The 26991-nt window shown below is 39.1% G+C and carries 23 protein-coding genes and 6 pseudogenes; 11 read left to right on the plus strand and 18 right to left on the minus strand.

The annotated features are described in order from the left end of the window. Positions 1-3 precede the first annotated feature (3 nt). The 7 genes from HT574_RS10445 to HT574_RS10475 form a co-directional block, all read right to left on the minus strand. On the minus strand, positions 4-1845 hold the full coding sequence (locus tag HT574_RS10445) for an IucA/IucC family protein (RefSeq protein WP_175244539.1): 1842 nt from the start codon (positions 1843-1845) through the stop codon (positions 4-6). A gap of 37 nt (positions 1846-1882) precedes the next feature. Further along, positions 1883-2938, minus strand: a complete 1056-nt coding sequence (gene sbnB, locus HT574_RS10450; RefSeq protein ID WP_175244540.1) for a 2,3-diaminopropionate biosynthesis protein SbnB — start codon at positions 2936-2938, stop codon at positions 1883-1885. A gap of 18 nt (positions 2939-2956) precedes the next feature. Beyond that, a complete protein-coding gene (sbnA, locus tag HT574_RS10455; RefSeq protein WP_254698641.1) occupies positions 2957-3943 on the minus strand; it encodes a 2,3-diaminopropionate biosynthesis protein SbnA in 987 nt (328 codons plus the stop codon). A 577-nt stretch (positions 3944-4520) separates the two neighbouring features. Continuing rightward, complete coding sequence (locus tag HT574_RS10460) at positions 4521-5387, minus strand: GNAT family N-acetyltransferase (RefSeq protein WP_175244541.1); 867 nt, start codon at positions 5385-5387, stop codon at positions 4521-4523. Positions 5388-5408: 21 nt separating this feature from the next. Next, on the minus strand, positions 5409-5729 hold the full coding sequence (locus tag HT574_RS10465) for a hypothetical protein (protein WP_175244542.1): 321 nt from the start codon (positions 5727-5729) through the stop codon (positions 5409-5411). A 38-nt stretch (positions 5730-5767) separates the two neighbouring features. Then, positions 5768-6907 carry an aminotransferase class V-fold PLP-dependent enzyme gene (locus tag HT574_RS10470; protein WP_175244543.1) on the minus strand — a complete coding sequence of 380 codons (1140 nt, stop codon included), beginning with the start codon at positions 6905-6907 and terminating at the stop codon, positions 5768-5770. 250 nt (positions 6908-7157) lie between these two features. Continuing rightward, a complete protein-coding gene (locus HT574_RS10475) occupies positions 7158-7778 on the minus strand; it encodes a LysE/ArgO family amino acid transporter (protein WP_175244544.1) in 621 nt (206 codons plus the stop codon). 139 nt (positions 7779-7917) lie between these two features. Between HT574_RS10475 and HT574_RS10480 the strand changes: the two are divergent. The 5 genes and pseudogenes from HT574_RS10480 to HT574_RS10495 all read left to right on the plus strand — a co-directional run. Further along, a pseudogene (locus HT574_RS10480) lies at positions 7918-8656 on the plus strand (aminotransferase-like domain-containing protein); the annotation flags it as partial. A gap of 147 nt (positions 8657-8803) precedes the next feature. Next, positions 8804-9067 (plus strand): annotated as a pseudogene (tnpA, locus tag HT574_RS10485) (IS200/IS605 family transposase); the annotation flags it as partial. Then, a pseudogene (locus HT574_RS10490) lies at positions 9067-9567 on the plus strand (RNA-guided endonuclease TnpB family protein); the annotation flags it as partial. The pseudogenes tnpA and HT574_RS10490, both read left to right, overlap by 1 nt. A gap of 159 nt (positions 9568-9726) precedes the next feature. Next, a pseudogene (locus HT574_RS19930) lies at positions 9727-9918 on the plus strand (PLP-dependent aminotransferase family protein); the annotation flags it as partial. Between the two features lie 250 nt (positions 9919-10168). Further along, on the plus strand, positions 10169-10324 hold the full coding sequence (locus HT574_RS10495; RefSeq protein ID WP_017437171.1) for a YjcZ family sporulation protein: 156 nt from the start codon (positions 10169-10171) through the stop codon (positions 10322-10324). Positions 10325-10637: 313 nt separating this feature from the next. On the opposite strand, the gene HT574_RS20515 is transcribed toward HT574_RS10495, so the two are convergent. Together HT574_RS20515 and HT574_RS10505 are read right to left on the minus strand one after the other, a co-directional pair. After that, the gene (locus HT574_RS20515) at positions 10638-10769 is read right to left on the minus strand and encodes an IS3 family transposase (protein WP_175244545.1); all 132 of its coding nucleotides are present in this window, start codon (positions 10767-10769) and stop codon (positions 10638-10640) included. A gap of 456 nt (positions 10770-11225) precedes the next feature. Next, complete coding sequence (locus HT574_RS10505; protein WP_175244546.1) at positions 11226-11969, minus strand: hypothetical protein; 744 nt, start codon at positions 11967-11969, stop codon at positions 11226-11228. Positions 11970-12395: 426 nt separating this feature from the next. On the opposite strand from HT574_RS10505, the gene speD reads away from it, so the two are divergent. From speD to HT574_RS10525, 4 genes are all read left to right on the plus strand, one after another. After that, the gene (speD, locus tag HT574_RS10510) at positions 12396-12791 is read left to right on the plus strand and encodes an adenosylmethionine decarboxylase (protein ID WP_309138298.1); all 396 of its coding nucleotides are present in this window, start codon (positions 12396-12398) and stop codon (positions 12789-12791) included. A 6-nt stretch (positions 12792-12797) separates the two neighbouring features. Further along, positions 12798-13790, plus strand: coding sequence for a spermine/spermidine synthase domain-containing protein (locus HT574_RS10515; RefSeq protein ID WP_175244548.1), 993 nt, complete (start codon positions 12798-12800; stop codon positions 13788-13790). A gap of 776 nt (positions 13791-14566) precedes the next feature. Then, entirely contained in the window at positions 14567-15742 is a 1176-nt protein-coding gene (locus HT574_RS10520; protein ID WP_175244549.1) for a BC_2427 family protein, read from the plus strand. 138 nt (positions 15743-15880) lie between these two features. Further along, complete coding sequence (locus HT574_RS10525; RefSeq protein WP_175244550.1) at positions 15881-16642, plus strand: CsxC family protein; 762 nt, start codon at positions 15881-15883, stop codon at positions 16640-16642. Between the two features lie 505 nt (positions 16643-17147). Here HT574_RS10525 and HT574_RS10530 read toward each other — a convergent pair. From HT574_RS10530 to HT574_RS10570, 9 genes and pseudogenes are all read right to left on the minus strand, one after another. Then, positions 17148-17639 (minus strand): GNAT family N-acetyltransferase, encoded by a 492-nt coding sequence (locus tag HT574_RS10530; RefSeq protein WP_175244551.1) that lies wholly within the window; start codon positions 17637-17639, stop codon positions 17148-17150. Between the two features lie 273 nt (positions 17640-17912). Then, positions 17913-18707, minus strand: coding sequence for an arsenite methyltransferase (locus tag HT574_RS10535; protein ID WP_175244552.1), 795 nt, complete (start codon positions 18705-18707; stop codon positions 17913-17915). A gap of 372 nt (positions 18708-19079) precedes the next feature. Beyond that, positions 19080-19535: a MarR family winged helix-turn-helix transcriptional regulator gene (locus tag HT574_RS10540; RefSeq protein WP_175244553.1), complete on the minus strand. Its 456-nt coding sequence runs from the start codon at positions 19533-19535 to the stop codon at positions 19080-19082. A gap of 161 nt (positions 19536-19696) precedes the next feature. Further along, positions 19697-20119, minus strand: a complete 423-nt coding sequence (gene arsC, locus HT574_RS10545; RefSeq protein WP_175244554.1) for an arsenate reductase (thioredoxin) — start codon at positions 20117-20119, stop codon at positions 19697-19699. Between the two features lie 133 nt (positions 20120-20252). Next, positions 20253-22454, minus strand: coding sequence for a glycerophosphodiester phosphodiesterase family protein (locus HT574_RS10550; protein ID WP_175244555.1), 2202 nt, complete (start codon positions 22452-22454; stop codon positions 20253-20255). A 264-nt stretch (positions 22455-22718) separates the two neighbouring features. Beyond that, positions 22719-23363 (minus strand): SDR family oxidoreductase, encoded by a 645-nt coding sequence (locus tag HT574_RS10555; RefSeq protein WP_175244556.1) that lies wholly within the window; start codon positions 23361-23363, stop codon positions 22719-22721. A 174-nt stretch (positions 23364-23537) separates the two neighbouring features. Continuing rightward, a pseudogene (locus HT574_RS10560) lies at positions 23538-23969 on the minus strand (NAD(P)H oxidoreductase); the annotation flags it as partial. A gap of 351 nt (positions 23970-24320) precedes the next feature. Further along, positions 24321-24785, minus strand: a complete 465-nt coding sequence (locus HT574_RS10565; RefSeq protein ID WP_175244557.1) for a ferritin-like domain-containing protein — start codon at positions 24783-24785, stop codon at positions 24321-24323. A 429-nt stretch (positions 24786-25214) separates the two neighbouring features. Continuing rightward, a complete protein-coding gene (locus HT574_RS10570; RefSeq protein WP_217499486.1) occupies positions 25215-25745 on the minus strand; it encodes a LysE family translocator in 531 nt (176 codons plus the stop codon). A gap of 563 nt (positions 25746-26308) precedes the next feature. Here HT574_RS10570 and HT574_RS19935 point away from each other — a divergent pair. Next, positions 26309-26502, plus strand: a pseudogene (locus tag HT574_RS19935) (cytochrome C); the annotation flags it as partial. Positions 26503-26732: 230 nt separating this feature from the next. Next, on the plus strand, positions 26733-26991 hold a 259-nt coding region (locus tag HT574_RS10575), incomplete at its 3' end, for a LytS/YhcK type 5TM receptor domain-containing protein (RefSeq protein WP_305798069.1).

A 26991-nucleotide genomic window follows, 5' to 3' on the forward strand; every position in this document is an offset into this window, starting at 1 on the left:
TCGTCATTGAAATGGATTTCGAATGGTTCCGATGCTTGAAGGCATACTTCCTCCACCACTTCCTGTCCGCATTAGCAATGGATGAAGCACTTTCTTGACCGGCCAGCTTTTCCGTTGAAAGAAAAGTTCATGGATGATACTCCGATGTTCATCAGGGATATCGATTTCGCATAATGTTTGAATAAAGCTCTCTTTTACTTCTTGCCAAAATTCAAATTCATCTATCTCATAACTAGTACTTAATGCATCGACAATCGAATATAAGTTCACTTGAATTCCTAAAGTTTGAAAGTATGCAAGAAATGATTCTGGTGACTGATGAATCAGTGTATTTGGCGTATCTTTTCGGATCACATATTCTGGATCATTTAATCCCTTCGTTTCCATCCATCTTGGGAAAATTCTTACCGTATCATGATCTCTTAACAAAAATCCTTTTAAGCGGTATTTGTCTAAGATAAGCACAACGTTCTGCCCATGTAGCTCAGGCATAATTCCATAGCTAAGCAGACGAAGAGATAATTGAAAAAATACTTCACATAATTCCCTGAATAGCAGACGGATATTCTCACTAGTTAGATCTTTGCCTTTTTTGTTTAACCATAATGCAAATGGATGACGATGTCCTCTTAGGTAGTTATTGGCGAAAGCGGCCATGGGCAGCAGTGAAATATCAGATGAATCGTTTAATTCCTTCGGATACTCTCGAATCTGAAAAGCCAAATGTCCCGGTTTATCAGAAAACAAATCGTTTTCCTTATTTCGAAACGTCCACCAATGTATCTCGTTACATAGAAATAGTTGCTTATCTATTTCCTTGCTTTTCTCTTTCACCCTCTGAAGCAATTGTTGCCCCTTTTCTCCATTCATAAAGTAGCGTGGGGGAAGAAGTCGCAACGCTCCGAGGGAATATATCCCGATCGGAAGCTTTAGGTGAAAACGCCTTTGTTCTAGATGGGCAAGGGACCGCAGCGAAGATGTTGCAACCATTCCCCTTGTTTCTACTGAAAGTGGAACACAAATCTTTTGATCTATTTCGTTACGGTACAAGTCAGACAAAACATGCTGTTTCTGCCATGGATGAATAGGGAAAGCCATATAATCTGATTTAGAAACTCCGGCCTTATCAAACGCATCGTTCAATCTTTTTTTCTCTTCTTCCTGAAGCAATTGCCACAATAGCGCTTCATCGGCATTTGTTCCACTTCCGATATACGCACGATGAAGAGCAACCCATTTCAGCTTAATTTCGCGGCTGTATTCGGGGCTATATTTCCTGTATTCCTCTGCATTCCATCCCATTTTTGCTTTAGCTGTCGGGTGAAATGGACGATCTCTGAAAGAAGCAATCCGTTCAGTATGCAGCAACGATAAATCATACTTTTCTGGCAAAGATTCATTTGCTTCCATCGCTAAAGCGGTTTGTTGGATGGCCGTTGATATCTCCTCACAAAAACGTTCCAGTTTTTCTTTTGGATAAGGATGAAAATCAGATGCTAAATTCATTAGCGCTTTTATAACACCCAGCGGCCCGATCGATTGCATGAGTTTGGATGGTTTATCAATAAGATATACTTCATTCCTGGACATACGATAAGGTTGTATAACAGAGCGACGAACTGGAAAAACAAGTGATTTTTCTTTATTTAATGGCACTTCGTACAGCATCTCATCTGATTGTAGTGAGATATGGCAGTAGTACTCTTTTTCAGAGATATCAACTATTTTCCCTTTTGTCGAAAAGCTAAAAAGATCTTCTAACAGGAAAGCATCGATTAACTCTTTTAATATTCGCCGAGATGCACGGGCATTAGTAACAGCAGCTTGTCGTTTGGTGAGATGCATACGTACAAATATTTGCTCCTTTCTGTATGCGGTTCAATTAATATAGTGATAATGTTGTACCAATTTGCATGTTCACTGCTCGTTGATATATAGCGTATGCGCACGCAATATCTTCTATCGCCATCCCCATCGGGTTGAGAATAATGATTTCTTCATCATTCTCGCGCCCGACCTTCTCTCCAATCACAATTTCTCCTAACTCGGCATATAATTGCTCTTTTGAAAATTTACCTTCAAGCACGAGCTGATGTATGACTTTCTTTTCACGGTTTGCTTGTTCCCAATCATCGACAATAACTTTATCTGCTTTTAAAAACACTTCCTTTTGAACATCCATAATGGAAATATTGCTAATAAATGCTCCTTTTTGAAGCCAATCATATTGAATATATGGCTGATCAGTAACAGTGCACGGGATAATAACTTCTCCTTGTCTAACCGATTTTTCAGCAGAATTTTCAATGATAAATGAAACATGAGGAAATAATTCTTTCATGTCCTCTGCAAGCTTAATAGCTGCAGCTGGATAAAGATCATAAAGATAAATGGATGTGATTTGCGGGAATTGTTCAAGCATGGATTGTACTTGCTTACGTGCAATCAAGCCGCATCCAATGATTGCGACTGTTTTAAACCCTTTCTTAGCAAGATGTTTGGCTGCTACAACACTCACTGCTGCTGTACGCATACTGTTGATTAAGCTTGCTTCCAGCACTGCTATTGGATAATTTGTACTCGGATCATTTAAAATGATTAAGCCGCTTGCCCGCTCAAGTCCTCGCAATGTTGGATTATCATGTTTGCTTCCGATCCATTTTATTCCAGAAACAGGATATTCTCCGCCGATATATGCAGGCATTGCAATAATTCGATCAGCAATATGCCCTTCTTTCCCTTCTGTACGTAAATAAGGTTTTAACGGTTGGACAAATTGTTTTTGGGTGTGTAAGCATAGCACATCCGTAATGGCATTTACATATAAATCGGATGTATCTCCCCCGACTCTAGCAATATCTTCTTTATTTAGATAGAGTAGCCTAGGCTGGGGAGCGCTTTTATTAGACGGCTGTTTTTGTTCTTTATGTATTAACATTTTCACAATCCTCCCTAATCAATTCTTTTTCTTTAATCGAGATAGCCATTCATCGTTATAAACCAAATCTAAGTAACGGTCTCCACGATCCGGGAATATCGTTACCAGTTTTGTATGATGAAGATGAGGAATCAATTTTTCAATAGCAGCAACAACAGAACCGGAAGATCCCCCTGCAAAAATCCCTTCTGTTTGCAAAAGTTTTCTACAACCAATTGCCGATTCATAATCATTTACATAGATGACATCGTCTATTTCATCACGATTCAAAATCTCAGGAACGCGGCTTGCTCCTATTCCCGGTATTTCTCGATTTGCTGGAGGCGCGTTAAAAATGATCGAGCCGACAGCATCTACAGCAATCACTTTCAATTTTGGAAATCTCTCTCTTAATTTTCTGCTTATCCCCATAATACTTCCAGTGGTACTCACAGGCGCCACAAAGTAATCGATACCATCGGGCAATTGGTCTACCAATTCACTTCCAGCCCCATAGTAGTGAGCCTTCCAGTTGTTTTCATTTGCGTATTGGTTAATCCACAAAGTTTTAGGATTCTCCTGAATGATTTCCTTCACTTTCTGAATGCGTTTTTTTAGATAGCTTCCATGTTCATCCTTTTCAGTAACCATTACAACATTCGCACCAAACTGCTTTAAAATATTGAGATTTGCTGGGGAGATTTTGGGATCCACCACACATGTAAGCTGTAAATTATACACTTTCGCCACCATCGCTAAGGCAATTCCCAAATTACCAGACGTACTTTCCACAATATGGGTATCCGGAGTAATGGTTCCAGCTTTTAGCCCTTGCTCAATAATGAAACGGGCTGGGCGATCTTTCATACTTCCACCAGGATTCATGTATTCTAATTTTGCAAAGACTTGCACCTCCTTTGGCGGAAACAAACGATTGAGTGAAACGAGCGGCGTGTTTCCTATACATTCAATAACAGATTGCCTTAACATGTTGTGTCCAATTTCTGCTGCTACGTTATGTAACATTTTTTCACCTCCTGCATAAAAGAAAATGATTATTATTTTCATAGTCGAACACTAATTGAGAAAAATAATCATTATCGTATTTAAATATTAATTGAAAATGACTCTCATTGTCAATATATAATTTAAAAAAATTTGGTTTTTTTATTATTTTTTGGTTCATCACCATAAAATGTACTTGTCAAACTATTGATGTTGTGTAAGATGAGTTGCCGGCCCCCTTTTGGTACTTTACAGCTAGTGTGGCCCCTTTTTTCGTTGTTGGTATCATCATATCTATTACGTTTATGTTTCGTTATAGAAATGAATCAACACACTAACCTTTTTTATCGCTTGCTTTCCTAATTAAAGTAGTCTTCGTTCTTTAGGTGTCTGAGGTTTTTATTTGGCTCGCATGATGGGGGGATAAGCACACAAAAAGAGAAGGCCGGCACAGGCCTTCTCTTTTTTCATCAAAACATTTAACCAATACCTCCGAGTTTTCCTTCAGAATACAATAATCCAAACTCGTCAACCATCCACCACCCCGGATCAGAAGCAGCGTTTGCACAGAGATATCATTCGCAATTTTACATAAAAATCATCCAAACACCTGTGCAGCGATTCCATATAATGTCCCATTTCGTCGAGGTAATTGCTTTGCATTCATGATCATGATTGGAGGTTGACTTACTTTATAAAAACCGCGTTGCTCCAAAAATAACATAAACTCTTCGTGTCCTGACGGAACATCAATTCTTAATCTTCCTTGGTGATTGCGAGCCAATTCATCTATCAACAAAGAAGCTATTTCGAAATTAGGAGCTACAATTGGACCTAAGATTAGGTTGATAGGTCCCAAGATGGAAAGTCCATAACCGATGATTGTTCCGTTACTATCTTTCACTACTAAACATTCTTTTGCTTGTTCAATCCTATTAACAAGAAACTTACTTCTTTTAGCTCCAACAGCTTTCTCGTCCAATTTTATCATTTGCGTTACATCTTCTTGGCTAAAGGTATTGATTTCAATATCCATTTTATTGATTGAACGAACAGGTATGTAATGATCGCAAAGATATTTATGGACACAATCAACGACGCTGAAACCCATTTTTTCATATAAAGGTTTTCCTTGTTCCGTTGCAATAAGCATAATAGCAGTATCTTTTGAAACGGTATTTATACAAGCTCGGGTAACTATTTTTCCAAGCCCCATCCCCCTATATTCTTCATGAACGATGACCATTCCAATAGAAGCTAAAGAAGTATCATAAGGGATTATAGCCGCACTTGATACAACTTTCCCTTCTTCGTTTTTATGCCCATATATTTTCCCTGACTTCATCATTGTTCGAATTTCATGTTCATCATAATCCCATCCCACTGATGCTGATAGCAATATCAATTCCGGAATATCTTCATAACCAAATGTTACTAAGTTAACGGACGTTCCTTTCATGCCCATTCCCCTTTTGAAACTTTTAATTTACTTCTTCTTTAACTTCATTAGAAGCAAGTTAGAAAACTCCGCTATAAAGCTTTCCATTCGGTATGCACCGCAGACAAGGACAACGTTAAACGTTGTCTTTATTAGTGCAGAAATCAATGGAAACATGGGAGTGTATCCCTTAAATGGAATATTTGCATCTATTATAAAGGAAAGAATCGATTTTTGCAAATCTTTCTTTTGTCCGTATGAACCTCTCCCACCTACACTCTGTTTAGAGGTGGGAGAGGAATCGGTGAACATGTTAAACCACACATAGAAGACTGGAAAAGTTGCGACTCTTTTTGGTACCTTGTTCATGCCAGTTTCCCCTAATGTCCATCTTGTTAAGCTACCCGTTACTTAGTATTAAGAACCGTTGCTAGCTCGTCAATTGCCCGCCGGACTTCATCCTGCGTATTGTAGAAATGAGGAGCGATTCGGATTACATCGTTTCTAGCAGAAACAATAATATTTCTTTCTTTCATTATGGATTCTATCCGCCCAGCATTTTCTGCATAAAAAGCAGTCATGGCGCCTCGTTGATCAGCAGATAGAGGCCCGACAACTTGTAATCCTTTTTCCTGTCCATAATCTAATGTGAATTGAGCTAATTCATTTAAATAAGAAGATATATTCTCCACTCCTATTTCAAGAAGCAAACAAATAGCGGCCGTAGCTGCATAAGCGCTGATAAAAGATGGTGTCCCCGTCTCAAAACGACGTGCTCCAGGCGCTGGTGTTAGTTGATGAATATCGAATTTCGAATGATTTGCCTGGCCAAACCATCCTGTTACACGCGGCTTCCATTTTTCTGCAAGTTCGGTTTTCATATATAAGAAGGCCATCCCCGGAATACCTAACATGTATTTCCTAGTTCCTGCCGCCAATATGTCAATATCCATTTTCTTGACATCAATGGGGACCTGTCCTGCTGATTGGTAAGCATCAACAAATAAAAGAGAACCTTTACGATGAACAATTTCTGCAATAGCTTTAATATCTTGTTTGAATCCATTGAAATAACAAATATGGGAAATGGATGTAATGAGCGTATCAGACGTTACAAAACGTTCGTAATATTCTATAGGGATGACCCCCTGCTGTGAGGGGATAAAACTCACGTTCGCACCAAACTTCCGCTGGGCAAGCCATACATGACCTACGGTTGGAAAGTCCATGTCTGTCGTAACAATTCTATTTTTCCCTTTTTCAAAAGAAAGAGAGGTGGCAATAGTGGAAAAAATGTCAGAGACTGACCCTAATACAGCAATTTCATTAGGTTCAGCACCAATTAATTTCGCAAAACCTTTTTTTGCTTTTTCGACTTCTTGGATTGATTGACTCCAATTAACCCCTGTCGTCAGTAAACTATTGAGGTACTCTTCCATAGCTTCGGAAACCGTTTTTGATATTGCGCCTTGTGAACAGCTCGCAAGGTGGATCTTAGAAGCTAAAACAGGAAATAAGGAACGATAACTAGCATACGGATGATCCAAACTTAGTTCCTCCTTTCGATCCGAGTAAACAGTTGCTCTTGGTTGCTTGGCCTCCCTATTATAGTCAACAATAGCACTTGAATCCCCTTCTAGTTATTACTACGTTAAAATGACTTTACAAGAGTCATTTAAAATTACGTTATACCATACTACCGATAGTTGAAAAAGTAATCATCCCTAATGTATCGGCGGGGAAGAATGAAACCTCTATTCCTTCACATTTCCACGCGTTCATCCGAAAAACCCGCTTTTATTTCACTAGTGCGAATCCAATATAAATCGCCGCTCCCCACATCACTAGCGCAGAAATCTTATTGAGGACCACCATCAAGCGTCCAGATTTATCCATCTCCCCTGTTATTCGACCTGCCACAGCCAGTCCCGTAAACCAGATCCAAGAAACTAGAATGGAAGCAAGCGCAAAAGCGATTTTTTCCTTCCCATTGTATTGAAGTGAATTCGTTCCGATCACCCCTACTGTGTCCATGATCGCATGAGGATTCAGCAGCGAGACCGATGCCGAAAACGCAATTTGTTTGAGGGGAGTAAAAGTTTCTTTGACTATATTTTCGTTGTTGCTATTTTCAGGGGCACTTTTCCAGGTACTCCACCCCATATATAGCAAAAACACTATTCCGACACTCAGTAGTATCGTTTTGATCCAAAACGAACCTAGGATCACAAGAGATACCCCGAAAACAGCAAGGATGATCAAAAGCGTATCGCACAGCGAAGCAGTAAGAACGACCGGGAGTGCATGGATAAAGCGTTTCTGAAGGGCCCCTTGATTAAAAACAAAAACGTTTTGGACGCCGAGTGGAAGAATGAGTCCAAACGCAAGAATAAATCCGTGAATGAAGGCTTCTGCCATTCCAATCCCTCCTATTGCGTGTCGTATGAAAACAATTATACTCGGATATTGATCATTGTCTCCAACCAATTAGATGGATTTTATACCAACCAAATTGTATAATCGAAACAAAAAGTTTTTACATAGGAGAGAATCTTTCATGATCGAATTAGATTGGAAACCTGACAAATCATCTCCAACTCCCCTCTACATCCAGATCAAAGAATATATAAAAGAAAAGATTGAAAAGGGAGAATGGACCGTAGGGACGAAAGTCCCTCCCCAACGCACATTGGCCCAAACATTGGGAGTGAATCGCAGCACGATCGTTGCGGCTTTGGAAGAATTGATCGCAGAAGGATTGCTGGAAGGAAAAAGCGGGAGCGGTACAAAGGTGATTAACAATACGTGGTCCTTGATGACCTCTACCCCGCCCCCTGATTGGAACTCCTATGTACAAGCAGGGAATCCATCGCCCCAATTTGCCTACGATACAGGAAATCAACAAAGCAGAGTTTGATCCAAATATCATCCGGTTGGGAACAGGGGAGCTTTCTCCCGATTTGTTTCCACGTAAGATGATGAAACAAGTATTTAACCGGTTGTCGGACCGCATTGATTCACTTGGCTACAAAGAACCGAAAGGGTTGCTTTTTCTTGGGGAACGCCTTAGCGGGTATTTAAAAACCATCGGGATCGAGGCTTTCCCGTCTTCCATTTTAATTGTGTCAGGTGCCTTGCAAGCACTGCAATTGATTTCAATAGGTCTATTACAGCAGGGGTCTACGATCTTTCTTGAGAAGCCATCGTATCTGTATTCCCTGCATGTGTTTCAATCTGCCGGGATGCGATTATTCGGACTTCCTTTGGATGAAAACGGGGTTCAAACAAAAATGATTATAGAAAAAGTCGCCTGAAAGCCCACGGTTTCAATCGTGGGATGAAAGGCGGCGTTGCTCGGTGCCCTCTGAATAGGGCGCTTAGAGTAACATCTTTTGTTTTTGGTTGTTGCAGTATGAATAAAATACTGATACAACTAAAAAACCATGGGACAAGCATACAGAAGAACGAAAACGAAGGTATCTCTGATTCACTATCACTTTGTTTTTTGCCCACGTTATCGCAGAAAAGTGTTGGTAAACCAAGTGGAAGAGCGATTCAAACAGTTAGTAAAAGACATCTGTCAGGAAAACGGCTGGGATATCCTTGCCATGGAAGTGATGCCAGATCACTATCATCTGTTTTTAAACTGCCTACCCAGCGATTCACCATCTGACATCATGGCAAAATTGAAGGGAGTGACTTCTAGACCCTATTCTTTAAAGGCAATCAATGCGCATACATACGCAGACGCTACGCCGCCAAACGGCGGAAGCTGGGCAAAACCAAGAAGCTCAATGCGATCCGCAAGTTCAAGGACAAAGAAGCCCGGTGGATGAAAGATCACAATCACAAGATCAGCCGTCAAATCGTCAACTTTGCGGTATCCAACGGTGTTGGACTCATCCGCATGGAAGACTTGACGGACATCCGAAACCGGGCCAATTCAAAGAAAGAAGCCGGAAGGAACCTGCATTCCTGGGCGTTTTATCAGCTGAAAGAGATGATTCGCTACAAAGCAGAGATGGCGGGCATTTGGGTGGAGATCGTCAACCCTGAATACACCAGCCAAACCTGCAGGTGCGGTCATCGCGAAAAGGCGAACCGAAGCGGTATCCGCTTCAAGTGCAAACAGTGCGGATACACCATCCACGCCGATCTGAATGGAGCGATCAACATCGCCAAAGCCATTTCAGGGTTAGTAGCCTAGCACACTGGTAACAGGTGTGCCGCCCATCCGGGTACGTACTAACCGGGTGGGACGGGCTGATGACACAGCCCTTAGCTTGAGGGTTGCCCGAAACAGAAATGGACTGAGGGCGTTAACCACTCAAGAATCCCACGGCTTTAGCTGTGTGGAGTGTCAAGCTTATTGCCTTCGCTTTCTATACGAGAACTTTTCGAAAAGGCATTAGAGCGGGGAATTTTATTGAATCCGGGAAATGCCTATGATCACCATGCAACCCAGTACCTTCGACTTTCTTATTCCTATGCTTCTTTAGCTGACTTAAACAAAGGGATCTTTCGTCTTTCGAAAGTGATTCGGCAGCTGATCTCATAACCTTTTGTCGCGTAAAAAATCCAAACTTGGATTCACTTTTAGTACTGTATGCGACATTACTAAAAAGGTATAGACAAGTTTACCAAATTGCCCTAGATAGAGGCTGCACCTGTTGTCCGTCAGAAACCCTAGAGAAAATGAACAATGAATAACAAACCATCCGCATTCGCGGAAAATTATGTAAGCCCAATCAAACTGATAAAAAATCCCATATTATAAACTGAAGACAAATAAATGGAGGTGTCATTAAATGAGTGCTGGAGGATATGCAGGTGCTGGCTTTGCATTAATCGTCGTCCTGTTCATCTTGTTAATCATTGTTGGCTGTGGCTGTATGATCGGCGGCTTTGGTAGAGGATATGGATATGGCTGCGGTGGTTATGGACCAGGATTTGGATTCTGGTAATTCCCCCCTCTTATGAGGATTGGAGAATTGCTAAATGCTTACACTCCCGTTAATTGTTGAACTACGAGTGCCATGGTTGAACAAGACACACAAAAAGACTGATTTATTTCAATCTTTTTCTTTTTGTGTGGTCTAAAACTCAACACCGGAATTTAACAGGCCAAATTAAAAAGGCGGAGCCTTGCTTCTCCTTCTTATTTTTTATGAACAAAAAGGGCCTACTCAAAGTGAAGTGACCCTTGTCAAGTAGACAGGAATAAAAAAGCACATTTAAGCAGCCTGAGTCCTATATAAGGACTCAGGTGTTATTTTTTCATTGCTTTTGGAAACGTTGATGGTTATAAAAACGAATATATTTGTGTACAGCATATTTCACCTCTTTGGCCGTGCGGAAAAAGTACAGATGGAAACACTCTGACTGGAAATAGCTGAAGAAGTTTTCCATACATGCATTATCTAAATAAATCCCCTTTTCTAGACGTACTGGCCCTTTATATTGTATTGTTTAAGTAAGATGCGATATTGTCTTTTGATGTGTACTGAACTTTTTTAAATATTCATTCTCCGCACGTAAACGTTCCCGTGCTTATTCAGGTGTGAAAGGATTTTTTCTTGGTCTACCTTTATGTAAACCTTTTGTCTTTCCCGTTTCTCTTCTAATCCTTGAATTCCTTCGTTTTTATAGTGAGTAACCCATCTATGTAACACGAAAGAAGAGATGTGAAATAGATCCATGATTTCACGCTTCATCCATCCCTCCTAACAAATGCTTCTTCACCACATCAATAAGTTTTTCTGATTTTTCCCATAAAAATATCCCCTTCCATAGCAGAGACAGTATATCCCTTTCTTTTTTTATCTACTATAAGGGGATCCTATCATGTACTGGTTGTTTTTTAGATTATTCTAGAATATCCGTTTTTTCAAAGGTTGGGTAATGATAGTAGTAGTAGGCATGGACTTTTTGTGTTTTTTCGTCCACATGGAAAATAGAATAGCCTTTTATAGTGGCTTGTTCATCATATTCCACAAAGACGATGACCCCTTTATATTTTTTTACCCCATCAATATCTACATCATCTAATTGCGTTCCATCCTCTGCTAAGGTTGCGATAAACTGATAATGGTCGGGGAAGGCTATATCATATCGGTACATGGTTTTCCCGTCCAACGCGCTAACGATTTTCACTCCTGTAACCTTTAGGAACGCTTCCACTTCCTCTTTGCTCATGCCTTTATGGAGAGTGCTTTTCACTTGGTCGTAAGTGAGTGCTGCGTTCGTTTGCTTCTGCTCATTGGCCGATGATTTTATATTGGTCGGATGTTGATTAGTTGTATTTTTGAATTCTTGTAGCTGTTTTGAACCGATGGAGGATTGTGCAGGTTGCTTCGAAGTGACAGTAACGTTGTCTTCTTTTGCTGTTGGATTTTGCGTTTTGTCAGCGGGAGCGGTAACAGCCTTGTCATATTTTGGCGATGGTGTGTTTTGCTGTGGGGGATCTTTTTTCTGATTAGCAATGTTCCCGCTCTGAACAGCTGCTTCTTTGACTTGACTTCCTTCTTGTTGTGCCATTTCTTTAGACGAACAGGAACTTAAAAACAATAAAGGAAATAAAAGAAAAGCTGTGAATAATTGTTTTTGCATATGATATGCTCACCTCCTGTTATATAAATTGTATTCGACGTAAAATACTTTTGTACCTCTAACTCCGTTTATTTGCTCTTTTTGTTAAGACCGATTGCTTTTTGGCTTTAACAGCTCTTCATTTGCAGCTTGTCGATAAGTTGAATGCAGAGAAAGCCTCTGTACTTTTAACTTTTATATTTTCTCCGCAATAATGAAAAATCTATGCGATTTAAATTGAACAAACCCGTTTTTATGTATTTCAAGATGGGTCTAATGAAGTTGATCAAAACGTTACTCATCATATCCTCTTTTGCAATGTTTGAGTGTCCACTTTTTCAACAGCTAACCATTTATAAATAGTTTAAGGACAATCATACAAACGTTTCACAAAAAAATCCATAGGATAAACAGCAGGAATATAGAAAGGAATGATGTACTTTGAATGTGGAAGGAAAACATATTATCATTGATGCATTTGATTGCGATTCCTCTCTTTTAAATAACATGACACATTTAGAACAATTGCTGACAAAAACGGCACAAGATGCAGGCATGAATGTTTTGTATTCGTATTTTTACCAATTTAACCCACAGGGAATAACAGGAATGCTTATTTTATCCACTTCGCATATATCCATTCATACATGGCCTGAAGAAGGATATGCATCGTTGGATTTTTATACGTGCGGGAAACAAGACCCTATGGACCAAGTTGAATCTCTGTTAAAAGGGCTTTCTTCAAAAAGAGCGATGGTTTACTCCCTTTTCCGCGGAGTGACACAACTTCAACTTATTTCGAGCAAGGAAATAACGCCTTTTGATTCTTCGAAAGGAGGATAGCTTCCCATGAACTCAAGAAAGCAAAAAACAAAACCCTGGTTTTCTCCGGAATATGACCGTCGGTTACATTCCTCTTCCGCTTCTTTAACACCGCGAGTAGACAGTAGTATTGGGATTGTTCGCGGAGACAAATGGGATCGCATCGGATTGCAAGAGCTTTTAAATGTCAAGCATAGGAGCTTATTTAAAGAAAAAAGTGCGTTTCAAAACATCCAAATTATTGAAGCAACCGATTTAAGAATGTATTTAGATCAGCAATTGCAGTTTAGTTCCTTAGATGAACGAATTTACCATGAAGCACTTGTACACCCCGCCTTTACTCTTACTTCCAATCATGAACGGGTGCTTATTTTAGGCGGTGGGGATGGTTTGGCGTTAAGAGAAGTGCTCAAATACGACGATGTGAAACATGTTGACCTTGTTGATTTAGACCCGTTAGTATTAGAGGCTGCTAAAAAAATCAAAAGCTTAGCATCTCTTAATCAATATTCACTCTATGATTCCCGAGTAACCGTTCATCCTCAAGATGCCGTAGACTTTCTCGCTTCCAATCGCTCTCCTTATCATATCATTATCGTTGATTTTCCTGACCCGACAGATCAAACGATTAGCGATCTTTATACAACAGAATTTTATTCCCTCCTAAAACGTTCGCTTGCTGATGACGGAGTGTTTGTCTGTCAATCCAATTCCCCTGAAGATACGCCAATTGTCTTTTGGAGCATCGGAAGAACAATTGAAAGCGCAGGGTTTCAAACGCTTAGCTATCACACGATTATTCCTTCTTTTGGAGATTGGGGTTTCCATATAGGGGCAAAAAGATCCATCTCGTGGGGGAACAAGTACGTTCAAGTACCGTGCCGCACTTTGCCTGCTAATCTAAAAAAATTGTCCTATTTCCCTCCTAAAATTTTAGCGAAGAAAAACCACGCTATCGTAAATTCAAAGAGAAACTCCATATTGCACAAGATATTTAAAAAGGAAAATTTATACTTGTGAGTAAAACAGAAGTCATTTCCCATTTAAAAAAGGAGTTGGCCCCAAAAATTATACTTTTGGCCAACTTTTTTCTAAAAATGGGCAACTCCATAACAAAGTTGCCCAATTCTTATAGTTAAATAGAAGAACGGAAACACCAATCGATGAATCCTAAATACTAAGAATGATGTGGATGATTCTCATGAGATTTGTGTTCTATATAAATAACTCCTTTTAATGGCTTCATTTGATTTGTTCTATAACGCATCTTCAATATATCTCTTGATTACGTTTTTGAAACATACAATTTCTGTCTTCGACTTCATAAGCTTCGTAAAGTTGATTGTTCTTACGTCATTGCGCTATCAATGACATAGGTTCTATTAAGTGTAGTTTTTATTTTTTATTTCATTGGTTATTTAGAACATAGTTTTATTTTTATAATAAAAAATTTGCGCTTAGTTTTGGAAGATTTAGTAAGATATAACAAAATGTATATTATTAATATTTTTTGTTTTACGATGAATAACCACTTCGGCTATTGTTGTATTTTTGTTGTATTTGTCTAATCCTTGAATCGGTATAAATCGCCTTTCCACACTCCCCCTCTTCCCCAATTTCTCTTTTCATATGATACGGTCCTCTGCTGCTGTGCGAATGAGCAAGTTAAATGGTATAAATGCTTAAACTGATTGTAAATCTTTGTTTTTGAAATTTTCAGAGTTATACATGGACAAAAACTGAAATAAAGCATAAATAATACAGTAACGATTAGTCCAATTGGGGAGTGAAATGTAATGAAAAGGACTGACTATAGGAGAATGAAGCAAATACGTGCTAAAAAAATAAACGCTTTTCAATCTTCAGGAGCTCAAAAAAAATCTATAGCCCGCTGTTATCAATGTATAAACAAAAAAAGGGCAGAAAAGGGTAACCATGCTATTTACGAATCAGATACTGGACCAAGCTATGTTGATACAGTTGAGCAAATTCCTCATTCTGAAACTAATCATGTTTCTAAAAGGGCTGGTTTCACTGATATTAAGCATGTTTTTCAGACTGGCCATGCCGATAACACAAATGCTGAGTCTCAAACTGATTCTGCTTTGGAACCTGTGTATACTTCTGAATCTGGCTTTGCGGATGAAATGAATAATATGCTTGCCAGAGAGAGTATTGATGAACCCAATCGAGCTGGTGATGCAGATGAATCTCATCAATACGGAAAAATACGTTCTATGACGATAAAAAGTCCATTCTCCATTTTTGTAGAAATTAACGATTTTCTTCATCCTCCTGTCTTTGGCGGTACAGTTCAACATAGGGCTGAATTTCTTGATCTAAACAATAGACAAACTCCTCAATTAGACACAAAACTATTTCATACAACAACTTATTATCCTGAACAGCCTTATTGTTGTTTAATTTCCTCTAAAATTCACGAAATGATATTTTTCACTGACACGGTCCGCACTTATGGCACGAAGAACAAAAAAAATCATTATAAATCAGTTGTGATTCCCGTACATGACTCACTATTTACAAAAACAAAAGAAACAGATAATCAATCCTGTAATTCCCATGATTTCATACAAATTAGAGTTCCGGTTGTAGTCGGGGAATACGAAATTGAAATATGTTTAGAAGAAGATGTGGTGTTTGAAGAAGAGATTATGAAGGTTAATGAAATCTCTAAAGAAGTCGTACTGACAAATTGCAAATTTGTACCTACGCAATTTTCTCCATCATTGGATAATGGGATATGTACAGCATTAAAGGGAAATTTATTTATAGAAGGATATATACATCAAAATATTGAGTATACCGCAGTTTACAATAGAAATACGGGTTCCATACAAAAAGACCCAGCAACTCAATTACATCAATTATGCCAAAAAATTGTATTGGATTTAATCATTCATTTACTGCAAGTACAATCAGTTCGAGTCCGTTATGATGGCAAAGGGATCTAGAAGATAATCGAACGTATCTACTAATTTAAAAATGATAAAAATCACTATTATATTACCCTATACTTTCAAATGAATGCTGAATATTGTATTAACGTAGAGCTTGAGAAAAGCTCAAAAAATATAAGGAGTGAATTAGTTATGAGTGGAGGATTTGGCAATAAGTGCGGACAACCATCCCCGGCTTGTCCAGTAACAGCGACAGAACAAATTCCATTATCCAATGAAAATACCCCGGTCATCCAAACACCAGGTCTTACGCCAATTCTTAAAGTTCCGGTTGTACTAGCAGAAAAAACCATTCAAGTTGTTGTAGAAGCAGACATTCCACTTAGCCCAGCAGCAACTGAAATTAAGAGAGTGACAAAGAATGTATTTCTAGAACAAGTGAAACTGGTACCTGTTAGATTTGAGCGTATTGGCGAAACTGACTTTTTTAGAGTCACAAGAGCTAAATTATTTGTATCAGGATTCATTCGGAAAGATATTGAATATGCTTCCAGTGCATGTAATGGAGCACTTCAGGATCGAATTGCGGAAGTTGCGTTCTCTGGTTTTACAGAAATTACAGCTGATCAGTTCCTCACGTTCCCAATTATAGGTGTTTCAGAAGACAGCAAGGCTTTCTTCCTTAATGAGAAAAACGACTTAACTCCTCGCTTAGATAAATATTTCTTCCAAAATCTCGTGAAATATAATGAACAACCATACGGCGAATTAGTAGCTGCAAATTTCTACGAACTTGATTTTTCACCAGTTAATGTAGACATCAAAGGACAATTTAGCACGTTACGCGAAAAAATCGTAATGGACCTTACTTTAAAAATATTACAAGTCCAACAAATGCAAGTTCAGGCTACACAAATAACTCCTGCTCTCCCTGAAGGCACTGTTGATTGCTAACAAATCTTTCACTAAGGGAGGGAGGAAAGGTTAGACATATTTCGATTTTGGCACGATCTGAATCACCACATGGAATAAATTTTTGAAAAGGTAAAGCAAAACCTCCTGTGAAGTAGAGTGTTGTACAGGGACGCGTTCCATGCAGCCCGTGTTGACATACTAAGCTATTCATGAGACAAGGAAGCTCCTTTCCAGAGTTATTCTATCAAAGGAATGCTTCCTTGTTTCTTTTTCGATGGATTTATAATCATCATAGGAAGTGTCTTAAACTCTACTTTACATCGTCATAATAAGTATTTATTGAAACAATCAGGTATAGGTAAACATCCAGCTTACTGAATGAGGACTATTCATAGTATTAGAAAAGCTCTAAGCATTACTATTGTTACAGGGCTTAATAACCAACCACATTTTGGATTTATCAATCCCATTTGTTCCCGATTGTTAGGCTACGTTGCGCCTACACCTATCCCCCTAAAAATTTGTCATTTTATAAAAGTAACGATTAATCTATACCGACAATTTGACTGCGGCGTTCGAGCAATACCACATCCCGCCATACTCCATTTAACTTTCCTATACGTTGTCGTATGCCGACTCTACGAAATCCAACACTTTGATGTAATCGCAAACTTGGTATGTTTTCAGGGAAAATCCCCGCAGTTAATGTCCAAAATCCTTTTTCCTCGGATTCTTTGATTATGGCTTGTAGAAGTTGCTTCCCCACTCCTTTTCCACGACTTACGTCTCGAACATACACACTTACCTCTCCCACTCCTTCATATACACAGCGATCTGATACTTTACTTATCTTACACCAGCCTTGAATGCCTTCTTCGTCTTCAGTGACTAAACATAAATTTGCGACAATGGTCGATTTCCATTTTTCGAGCGATGGTGCTGTCGTTTCAAACGTTGCTTGCCCTGTCGCAATTCCTTGCTCATAAATTTCCTTCACTTGCAGCCAATCTTCTTTACGGAAACTACGAATGATCATGATTCGCAATCACTCCTTATGATTATAGAATAAAAAATCCCGATAACGCTGCCATCGTCATAAAAGAACCTATAAATGCCAAGACTAGCTTCTTTCTAAAGATACTGTATAAACATGTTTTCTGCGGTAAGCTTGCCCCTGCTGATCTGATCATCAGCGTCATGACTGGTCCCAATGTTATTCCCTTTGCAATCATCATCTGTAAGAGTGGGAAACGACTTACTCAACCATTTTTTCTTCCCCAATGAGTTCCGATCTGTTACACCACATTTTTTAAGGTTTCATTGCTTTAATGATCGCAGAAACAATGTAATCCGCGACGTTCGCTCCAGGCACCCAATCTTTGATAAACTCCCTCGATTCATCTTTTGGTTTAATGGTGATCTGTGTGAATCCACTCTGTTGTAACAAGGATTCTAACTCTCCAATCGATGCTGCTCCTGATACGCAGCCCGAATACAAGTCATCCATATTGTTTTTAATTTCCGATGGAAGTTCTGCTGTCGCCACAACGTCGGAAATGACAAGGCGCCCTCCTGGTTTCAGCACACGATAGGCTTCCTTGAACACTTGAGGCTTATCTGGAGAAAGATTAATGACGCAATTGGAAATAATGACATCGACCGAATCATCTGCCACCGGTAAATATTCGATTTCTCCTAACCGAAATTCAGTATTGGTAAAACCACCCTTGGCAGCATTGTTGCGTGCTTTGCTGATCATTTCTGGTGTCATATCCACACCAATGACGCGCCCGGTTTCTCCGACCTGCCAAGCAGCCAAAAAGCAATCGAAACCGGCACCACAACCAAGATCCAACACCACATCTCCGGGGTTCAATTCCACAATTGCTAGCGGGTTGCCGCAACCAAGTCCAAGATTGGCTCCTTCTGGCACGGCAGATAATTCCTCATCCGAGTATCCTAGTTTTGCCGATGCCTCATTAGGTGTACCACAACATCCGGAAGAGTCTGAACAACAGCTTCTAGAATTTACTTCCTGCAGCGCAATTTGCTTATAGCGGCTGCGGACATTTTGCCGTATTTGATCGTTATTCACATGATTCATAAGTTATCACTCCTTAAATGAAAAAATATGATAACGCTGCCATTGTCATGACAGTACCTATAAACGCAAAGATTACTAGCTTCTTTCTAAAAAGACCGTGTAATAATTGTTAAATCCAGTAAACTTGTACCTAATGCAGGTACTAACGCCATACCCTCGGTCATCAACATTTGCAAAATAGGATATTGTTGAAAACGGATATACATCTTATGGAATGAATCCCTGAATAAAGTGAATAACGAATGAGATGACAGTAAATAGCATGGTGCCGTAATCACCATGAAGTTTTTCAAAACCTCTCCCCACATACATCCCCCCATTCATTTATTTGTAAAATGCAACTATTTGTTTATTTTTTATGAGCAAGCTTTTTTACTTGCCCATCCCTATCGGTTTACAACATACGCTCGATTTTGCCATGCACTCATTCAACAATTTAATCGAACGAATCACAGTTTCTTTCTCAAATTCTGTCATATGCGAAAACACTTCTTCTAAATATCGATTTATTTCTCGATCAATGGTTGTTACTATAAACTTTCCCTCGGTGGTTAACGATAACGTATATACCCTTCGATCTTCAGGGAGTGGCGTTTTTTTTACTAATCCCTTTTTCACTAAATTTTGAATCTGTCTGCTGAACGTGGTAATATCCATTCCCAATACTTCAGCCACTTGTTGCATGGAAGGAGACTCTCTTTTGTCAATTTCATAAAGAATATGGCTTTGAACAAGAGAAATATCTACAGCATCAATAGAACAGCAATTTTTATTCAACAATCCGAAACGACGTGTCATCACTTGAAACAACTCTCTAATGTTTTCCATTTTTTCACCTCTATAATTATTTATATCATATTATTTGCAAATTGCAATTTTTTATTTTAAAAAATAAAGAAAATTTTATCGACATGCCTCGTCTTTGGTTTTGTATGAAGTATTTATAAATAAAACCAGCCGAGAAGAATCTTCTCGGCTGTCATTTAGTCTTATTCTCCTGTTTCAGCAAATTTTTTGATGCGCACGCCGATTTCATCGCGAACATGACGGAATACCACTAATTTTTCCTCCTCGGTTCCTTCCGCCTTTGCCGGATCATCAAATCCCCAGTGTACGCGTTTCACATTTGGCGGGGTTACTGGACAATGGTCCGCTGCATGACCACATAATGTTACTACCAAATCCGCTTTATTTAACATTTCCGGATCAATGATATCCGATGTCTGGTTGGAAATGTCAATTCCTACTTCTTTCATGACTTTTACTGCGTTTGGATTTAATCCGTGCGCTTCAATACCAGCGCTGTACACTTCCCACTCGTCGCCAAGATATTTTTTTGCCCATCCTTCTGCCATTTGGCTGCGGCAAGAGTTTCCTGTGCATAAGAAGTAAATGATCTTTTTGTTTTTCATGTTTCATTCCACCTCTGTTGTTAGTATGATACTGATTCTGTTTTAAAGTATTTTCGTTGAAACCATAACGCCACGTTGACTAACGCAATCATGACAGGCACTTTCACAAGCGGTCCAATACGAATCTACTCTGCTATTCCATCGGAAAATCCCGATAAAAATGAATCTTACCGTTTTCATCACGAATTTCAACCGTCACTTGTTTTAATCCTGGATCAACCTTGAGTACACCAAAATTAAAGAACCCACTTTCAGCATACAGTTGCTCCGGCCCAAATGTAGGATCAAGTGTTGACGGCTGACCCAGGCCCGCACCGATCGGTCCGCTTACTAGTTCACGATAATCAATTGTGCCGTTATGGTCAGGGTCATACTGGATAATATCAGCAAAATGAACATCAGCTGTGACAAAATACACGTTTTTCATTTTATTCTCGATAATAAATTTAGAAATCTCCGCAAACTCATGTTCATACCCTGTTTTATCGTTCGGATTGATGTTGTCGCCATTCGCCCATCCATCGCGTGCATTTGGTTTCCCAGTCGGAATGGAAATCGGCACGGAAGAAGCAATAAGTTTCACCTTTGCATCTGAATTCAAGAGTTCTTTTTTCAACCATTCAAGCTGCTCTTGACCAAGCATTGTCTTGTCCTGACCATCTGGTTTCGTATCTGGATCACGGTAACTGCGATTATTTAAAATGAATAAATCAAGTGTATTACCCCATGAAAATTTATGATAAAGCTTCCCGGATGAACTCCGCTCGTCCAATATTGGCCAATAATCTGTAAAAGCCTGAAAACCGGTTGAGGCAAGCGGCTCAAATGGTCCAGAAAAGTCATTCGTTACCTCATGGTCATCCCAGATGGCATATACACTTGTCGATTGAAGCAATTTTCTTAAGTTTGAGTCGGTGCGATTTTCCTTATATTTCGCCCAGAAATCCTCAATACTTTTTGATGGCAGATTCGGAACAGCCGGAGTAGCATTATCAGCGTAAATCGTATCCCCGCTAAACAAGAAGAAATCCGGTTTCAAGTCCACCATCGCCGCAAAAGATTTAAAAGGCGGGATTTTGCCCTGGCCGCCTGTATCACCACCCCAAACAATCGTCAATGGCTTCTGTTCATTTTCAGCCGGAGCGGTTTTAAATCTTCCACTCACCTGATGTGATCCAGGAAGAGCCTGAACACGGTAGTAATAAATCGTGTCCGGTTTCAAACCCGTCACTTTTACTTGTACGGTCAGATCATGTTCGGAAGTTGCTTTTTTGGTTTTCACAATGGCTTTTTTAAAAGCAGCATCCTCGGAAACTTCAAATCGCACCTTTGCGGGCTGGCTTGTCCTAGCCCACAATACCGCGGATGTATCCGTCACTTCGCCGCTGGCCGCCCCGTGGGAAATATACGGTTTCTTGTTCAATTCTACTAATTGATCAGGATGATTCGTAAACATTCCATCAACACCAAGGGATAATTGCTCGACCATTTCCTCCTTCGTATTCACGGTATACGGATGGACGACCATATGACGTTCATGGGCTTCCTGCATAAACGCCGGGGTGACGAGCGATTTATCTGGTCCTACACCTTCCGCATATTCCGCTGCTCGGTTAAAGACATCATCCAGATTTTGACCTTGAATCATGTCTGGACTATAAAGCTGGATAAGAGGAATATCCTTAGGAACCATCTCCTGTAATTTTCTTAAGCTCGCTTCGCTGAATGATTGGAAAATGACTTTACCTTTTTTCAAGTAACCGTTCTTTTTCAAGATCTTAACGAGTTTTTCTTCCATGCCCGGATAAACGTCAGGCGACTTTGTTTCTATGTACAGAGCAACTTTCGGAGCTTTCTTTTTGATAAAATCGATTACTTCCTGAAGGGTTGGGATTTTCTGCCCGACATATTGTTTTTTTGCATATTCAGGGTAAGTCTTGTTAAACCAAGAACCGGCATCTAGCTTCTTAATTTCGGCTAATGTAAAATCTTTTACCCGCCAAGGGGCGCGGTCGGGATATACTTCTTCTACATTCGTTGTTCTTGCCAGCGTGGAATCGTGAATAGCAATTAACTCACCGTCTTTTGTCATATGCAAATCCAATTCGACATAATCTGCTTTCATCTTAATTGCCTTTTCGTATGCTGCCAATGTATGTTCGGGTGCATAACCTGAGGCGCCGCGGTGGGCAATGACAGCAACATGGTCAACAATCGGTTGCAGCATAGGTGACTGCTTAACTTGTTCATCAGCTGCCATCGCTTCCAGAGCATAATTCGCGAGTAACCCTAACGATAAAGAAAATGATAAGCCAATCATTCCTGTCCTTTTCACTGCTATCTCGCTCCCCTCTAAAATTTTGATGATTTTCGACCATCTTCATTGTAAAAAATAGATTTAAAGGTAATATTAAAATAAATTTGAAGATTTGTTAAATAGAAAACAGAAAAATAAACGATAAAGTTTATCGTAAATTCATTTTGATGTTATCTTCCAATTTAATAGAGGCATTACGAAAATCGTAACGCCTCTACATACTTTGATGCAGTAGTGAAACAGAAAGGATAAAACTGTTTCTGTTTATTACCGTCCCCTGCTTCAGAGAGCTTTGAGCGCATCTTGTATAGGTTGGTTACCACTAAGGAGCTCAAATGTTTTGTTTTTGGTATTTTCCATATCAAGACAAGATACAATTACTTGTGCGACATCTCCACGCGGGATATCTCTTCCTACAATGTTTTCAAAATGCTCAGCGATTTCCACTTTACCCGTAGGTGGTTCAAAACTTAGATACCCAGGGCGAACAATGGTATATGTTAATCCACTTTCTATTAAGTATCGATCCGCTTCCCCTTTTGCTTTTAGATAATGAGCCAAATTTGGTAAAGCATCCGGATTACCAGATCCATACGAACTAAGCATGATAAAATGAGAGATGCCTTCTTTCTTTGCTGCATCAATAAGGCGTTTTGCTCCTTCTTGGTCTACAGAAATGGTTTTATCCGGACCTGTATGTGAGCCAGAACCAGCAGCGAAAATCACCGCATCCATACCTTTAACAGCATGAGAAACATCTTCTTCAAGATCAGCCAATACAGTTTCCTTAGCACCAAGCTGTTTCAATTTTTCTGCTTGAGCTGCATTTCTAATCATTGCATAAGCTTCATGGCGATTGCTTTTTCCGAGCAGCTCCACGATCAATCGACCCGTGTGTCCATTTGCGCCTGCGATAAGTACTTTCATATTTCCATCCCCTTTTCTAATTAATGGCTTTATACTACCACTACCACCAGTTCCATAGTCATGTTAATCGGTAAGCTTTTTACTCCTGCTGCACTGGGAAGATGCGCACTTACTTTACCACTTACTTTACTGTATAGCATCATTTCGAATCAGTTTGACACACCATATCCATGATTATTTTTTCGTCAATGAATGGCTATATGTATTCCCTAGCTTATACGCTCGATGGAAAAGACTTTCATAATGCTTTTTGACTTCCTCTTCATTCTTGATATCTTCCGCTAACGTGTTATACAGAAATGCCACTTCCGATTGAGGAATGCCTGTAAAGCCGGCTAAACCAACATTCAAATAATGAGAAATCATCGTATCGAAATTTCTTTTTTTAAGACTTTCTTCTGTCTCTCCGACAAGCGGAATCCACAATACCTTTTTGTGTGGAAGGCGCGTTCCTCCATAAGCAAAACCATAGTTCCATACCCTGTCTATATATCCTTTTACCATTGCCGGTAATGAATACCACCATAACGGGAAGATGAAGGCTAATCCATCGTTTCTTTTCAATCGTTCCATTTCTGCGTGAACACGAGGAGAATATGTTTTATTCGGGTTGTCCCAATCAGGTTTACGACGTGAAAAGCGGTCGTTTGATTGAAGTACCTGAAGCTAACCGCATTGGTCGGGCAACCATCTGATCATCCGTGTTTTTGTGATCCGTAATCGGTAATTTTCTTCTGCAAAAATGAAACACTGCTGATATAGATATAACATCGTTAAAAGCATGAATTTGTTAAAATGGTGATTTTGAGTCTCCCTTCCCTTTTGAATTTTGAATCTTTTGAGTCGATCACCACGATTCTTCATTATCGTCTTCAATAGTGATAAAAAAGCGAAATTTCCTGTTTGAGCAAAGTTGCTAAACCCAAACTTTCATCATAAATAAAAGAGCCGAATTGGTTACAACTCAGCTCTTTTATTCTTTATAAAATAGTATAGGAACCAGACTGCATGGTTTTGCTCATCTGCTGCTGCACGACGAAAAACTTCTTTGATATATGGATCATTCGTCTCATCAGAAATATCTAGATAAAAATCAACAGTTTCTTGCTCATCTTTCAAAGCATATTCTAATCCTTCCACGTAGGTATTAGGACATTCCTCAATAACTTTTACATCAGGCTGCATACCTGTCAGATTTACATATATTTGTGTAAACCGTTGATAGTGTTTTATTTCATCGTTACGAATTTCAAGAATTTGAACCCTTTCCCTATCCGTAGGCGCCATTTTTGCTAGTTTGGCATAACATTGAATGGCGCTATATTGTCCATTTATTGCCTTTTCAATGTCACGTATTAATTTGTCTGATGATATATTTGATTGTCTGTTAAGGTTAGCGTATTTGTAAAGATATGGATACATTATAGAGTCCTCCTCAATATTTATTCATCTTTATATTATGATGAATATAACATTAGGTGCATGTTTTACGATTCCCCCCTTTAAATAATTCCTGATGAAGGAAATATCCATAATGAGCGAGATAGATCATAGCAATCCTTCAAGCTGTTTTGAACTAAAGAGACTTCGGTGAAAGAAAGTTTACATTTCTATCGAAAAAGATCCAAATGCTTATTCGTACTAGGATACAGGGGCGGGATGACAAAAGAGCAAAGACAAACATGTACAAAATTCCTTGAAAAGTAAAAGAGCTGCCGCGGCAGCTCCTTCAGTTATATTTACTAGCTCATCAAAGTTGGTATTTTGTTCAAATGTCTTCATGTTTTTATCTCAAGAAAGCAAGACACCCGAGAGAAATAATCAACATTCCAGCGATTTTGTTTACTGATTTTAAATAAGGTTTGATCTTATTTTTAAAATACTTACACTGAAACTTAAAAGGAACCACCAGAAAATCACTCCTAGAAACACACCAGAGACAAATATAAATGCAGTTGAAGGCGAACTAGCTGTTTTATCAAAACCTAATCCAGCAAACATATCCACAAAATTTAAGATGGTAGTTGGATTCGTAATCATGAGAAAAAGAGTAGACAAATACATCCTAATTAATCCATTTCCCTCCAAATAAGCTGCTCTTTCAGCAGGTTTTGCCAGAAAGATTTTTACTCCTAAATAAAGAAGAAATACTCCTCCTATGATTCTTAAAATGAATTGCTGTTCCAATAAGAAAGAAGAAACAACAGAAAAACCAAAAGCTGCAAAGCTAGCGTAGATCATATTGGCCGTTGAAGCTCCTAAACCGGTAAAAAATCCTGCCATTTGACCTTTCGTAAGGGTTCTTTGAATACATAACAATCCTATTGGCCCCACTGGAGCAGATACGGAAAAACTTAAAATGATGCTTTTTAGTAACAACAACCCCTATTTTCTCCTTGTTATATTCTTAAAGTTTGATAAGCAAAATTTTATTACATTTCAAATCTCTACTGCATCATGGATTATGAACATGGATCAGTGAGGCTATCATGATTCTTAGACTTCTTAATCATTATAGAAAAAGGCTGTTGATAAAAATTAACAGCCTTTTTCTTATAAGGAATCGCAAGTATCTGCTGCCAGCGGCTGCGGGCAAGCTAAGGCCGCTGCCTGTTGCAGGATGGATCTGACTGCTTCCGTTGCCCAGCTGCAAAGATGGCGTTCACAACATTTCACATTGATCATGTGAGAAAAATCATTGTCATATTAATTTTTCAAGATTACTATGGTGACGAAGTAAAAATGAATAATTTGTGAACTGGTAAAGTTTAACTACCATTTTTTGCAGAATTTTGTATGATAAAGTGGGATAAGTTTTGTTGGAAGGAGGTATAGAAGATGGCAAACCCGGAATTGTAACAAACAAAAACAAGCACTAAAAAAGCAAGAGACACCGTTAAAAGGCACACTTGCTTCCATGTCCTTACTCGGATTTCTCAGCATGTATATGCACAAAATGTGTATTGCTTGGCCTTGTCTTAACAACATTCTTTACTATCGAATTTCAGTTTGCTGCAGTAAGCCGGGCGTTTGGAACATTTTCCGACCGCGTTTGCTTTTGGGCTGGGTCAATTTTTGGACGGTGGCGATCGGCACGGCGACAACAGCGTTTTTCATTTTAATCGGGCAAGCATCGGTTTAGAACAGCTACGTTAATATGGATTTAACCGCTACTTACTGAATGTATAGTTCTCTTTGATTGTGAAGAATTATACATAATTTTAACGAAGAATCATGTTGAAAAACAAAGAAAAACAATATTTATGTAAAAAAAGCCAATCATTCATACTGAATATCTGACATTCCTTTTTTACGATATTAAATATTGAATTCATTAAAAAATTTTGTCATGTAAAGGAAGGTGTGAATATGTTCCTCGATATTGTAAAAAATGTCCTATTAAATTTGTTTTTTATTTTAATCCCGGTTTTCATTCTTGCATTATGGCTTGAGGAAAGAAACGCACCTGAAAAAATAAGGAAGTACATTTTAACACTTGCCTTTGCTATTATCATCATTCTTTGCATGACATTTCCTATCAATCCCAACATCGATGCGGAATATATTTACGATTTACATCAAGTGCCTCTTTGGTTGGGCAGTTTGTATAAAGGGCCGATCGCCAGCT

It is taken from the genome of Parageobacillus sp. VR-IP, assembly GCF_013357975.1.
Taxonomy (GTDB): Bacteria; Bacillota; Bacilli; order Bacillales; family Anoxybacillaceae; genus Saccharococcus; species Saccharococcus caldoxylosilyticus.

Excerpts from the sequence above, each read along its gene's own strand:
- HT574_RS10445 (WP_175244539.1), bottom strand. The coding sequence starts at position 1,845 with ATGCATCTCACCAAACGACAAGCTGCTGTTACTAATGCCCGTGCATCT.
- sbnB (WP_175244540.1), bottom strand. The coding sequence starts at position 2,938 with ATGTTAATACATAAAGAACAAAAACAGCCGTCTAATAAAAGCGCTCCC.
- sbnA (WP_254698641.1), bottom strand. The coding sequence starts at position 3,943 with ATGTTACATAACGTAGCAGCAGAAATTGGACACAACATGTTAAGGCAA.
- HT574_RS10460 (WP_175244541.1), bottom strand. The coding sequence starts at position 5,387 with ATGGGCATGAAAGGAACGTCCGTTAACTTAGTAACATTTGGTTATGAA.
- HT574_RS10465 (WP_175244542.1), bottom strand. The coding sequence starts at position 5,729 with ATGAACAAGGTACCAAAAAGAGTCGCAACTTTTCCAGTCTTCTATGTG.
- HT574_RS10475 (WP_175244544.1), bottom strand. The coding sequence starts at position 7,778 with ATGGCAGAAGCCTTCATTCACGGATTTATTCTTGCGTTTGGACTCATT.
- HT574_RS10495 (WP_017437171.1), top strand. The coding sequence starts at position 10,169 with ATGAGTGCTGGAGGATATGCAGGTGCTGGCTTTGCATTAATCGTCGTC.
- HT574_RS20515 (WP_175244545.1), bottom strand. The coding sequence starts at position 10,769 with ATGGAAAACTTCTTCAGCTATTTCCAGTCAGAGTGTTTCCATCTGTAC.
- HT574_RS10505 (WP_175244546.1), bottom strand. The coding sequence starts at position 11,969 with ATGCAAAAACAATTATTCACAGCTTTTCTTTTATTTCCTTTATTGTTT.
- HT574_RS10515 (WP_175244548.1), top strand. The coding sequence starts at position 12,798 with ATGAACTCAAGAAAGCAAAAAACAAAACCCTGGTTTTCTCCGGAATAT.
- HT574_RS10520 (WP_175244549.1), top strand. The coding sequence starts at position 14,567 with ATGAAAAGGACTGACTATAGGAGAATGAAGCAAATACGTGCTAAAAAA.
- HT574_RS10525 (WP_175244550.1), top strand. The coding sequence starts at position 15,881 with ATGAGTGGAGGATTTGGCAATAAGTGCGGACAACCATCCCCGGCTTGT.
- HT574_RS10530 (WP_175244551.1), bottom strand. The coding sequence starts at position 17,639 with ATGATCATTCGTAGTTTCCGTAAAGAAGATTGGCTGCAAGTGAAGGAA.
- HT574_RS10535 (WP_175244552.1), bottom strand. The coding sequence starts at position 18,707 with ATGAATCATGTGAATAACGATCAAATACGGCAAAATGTCCGCAGCCGC.
- HT574_RS10540 (WP_175244553.1), bottom strand. The coding sequence starts at position 19,535 with ATGGAAAACATTAGAGAGTTGTTTCAAGTGATGACACGTCGTTTCGGA.
- arsC (WP_175244554.1), bottom strand. The coding sequence starts at position 20,119 with ATGAAAAACAAAAAGATCATTTACTTCTTATGCACAGGAAACTCTTGC.
- HT574_RS10555 (WP_175244556.1), bottom strand. The coding sequence starts at position 23,363 with ATGAAAGTACTTATCGCAGGCGCAAATGGACACACGGGTCGATTGATC.
- HT574_RS10565 (WP_175244557.1), bottom strand. The coding sequence starts at position 24,785 with ATGTATCCATATCTTTACAAATACGCTAACCTTAACAGACAATCAAAT.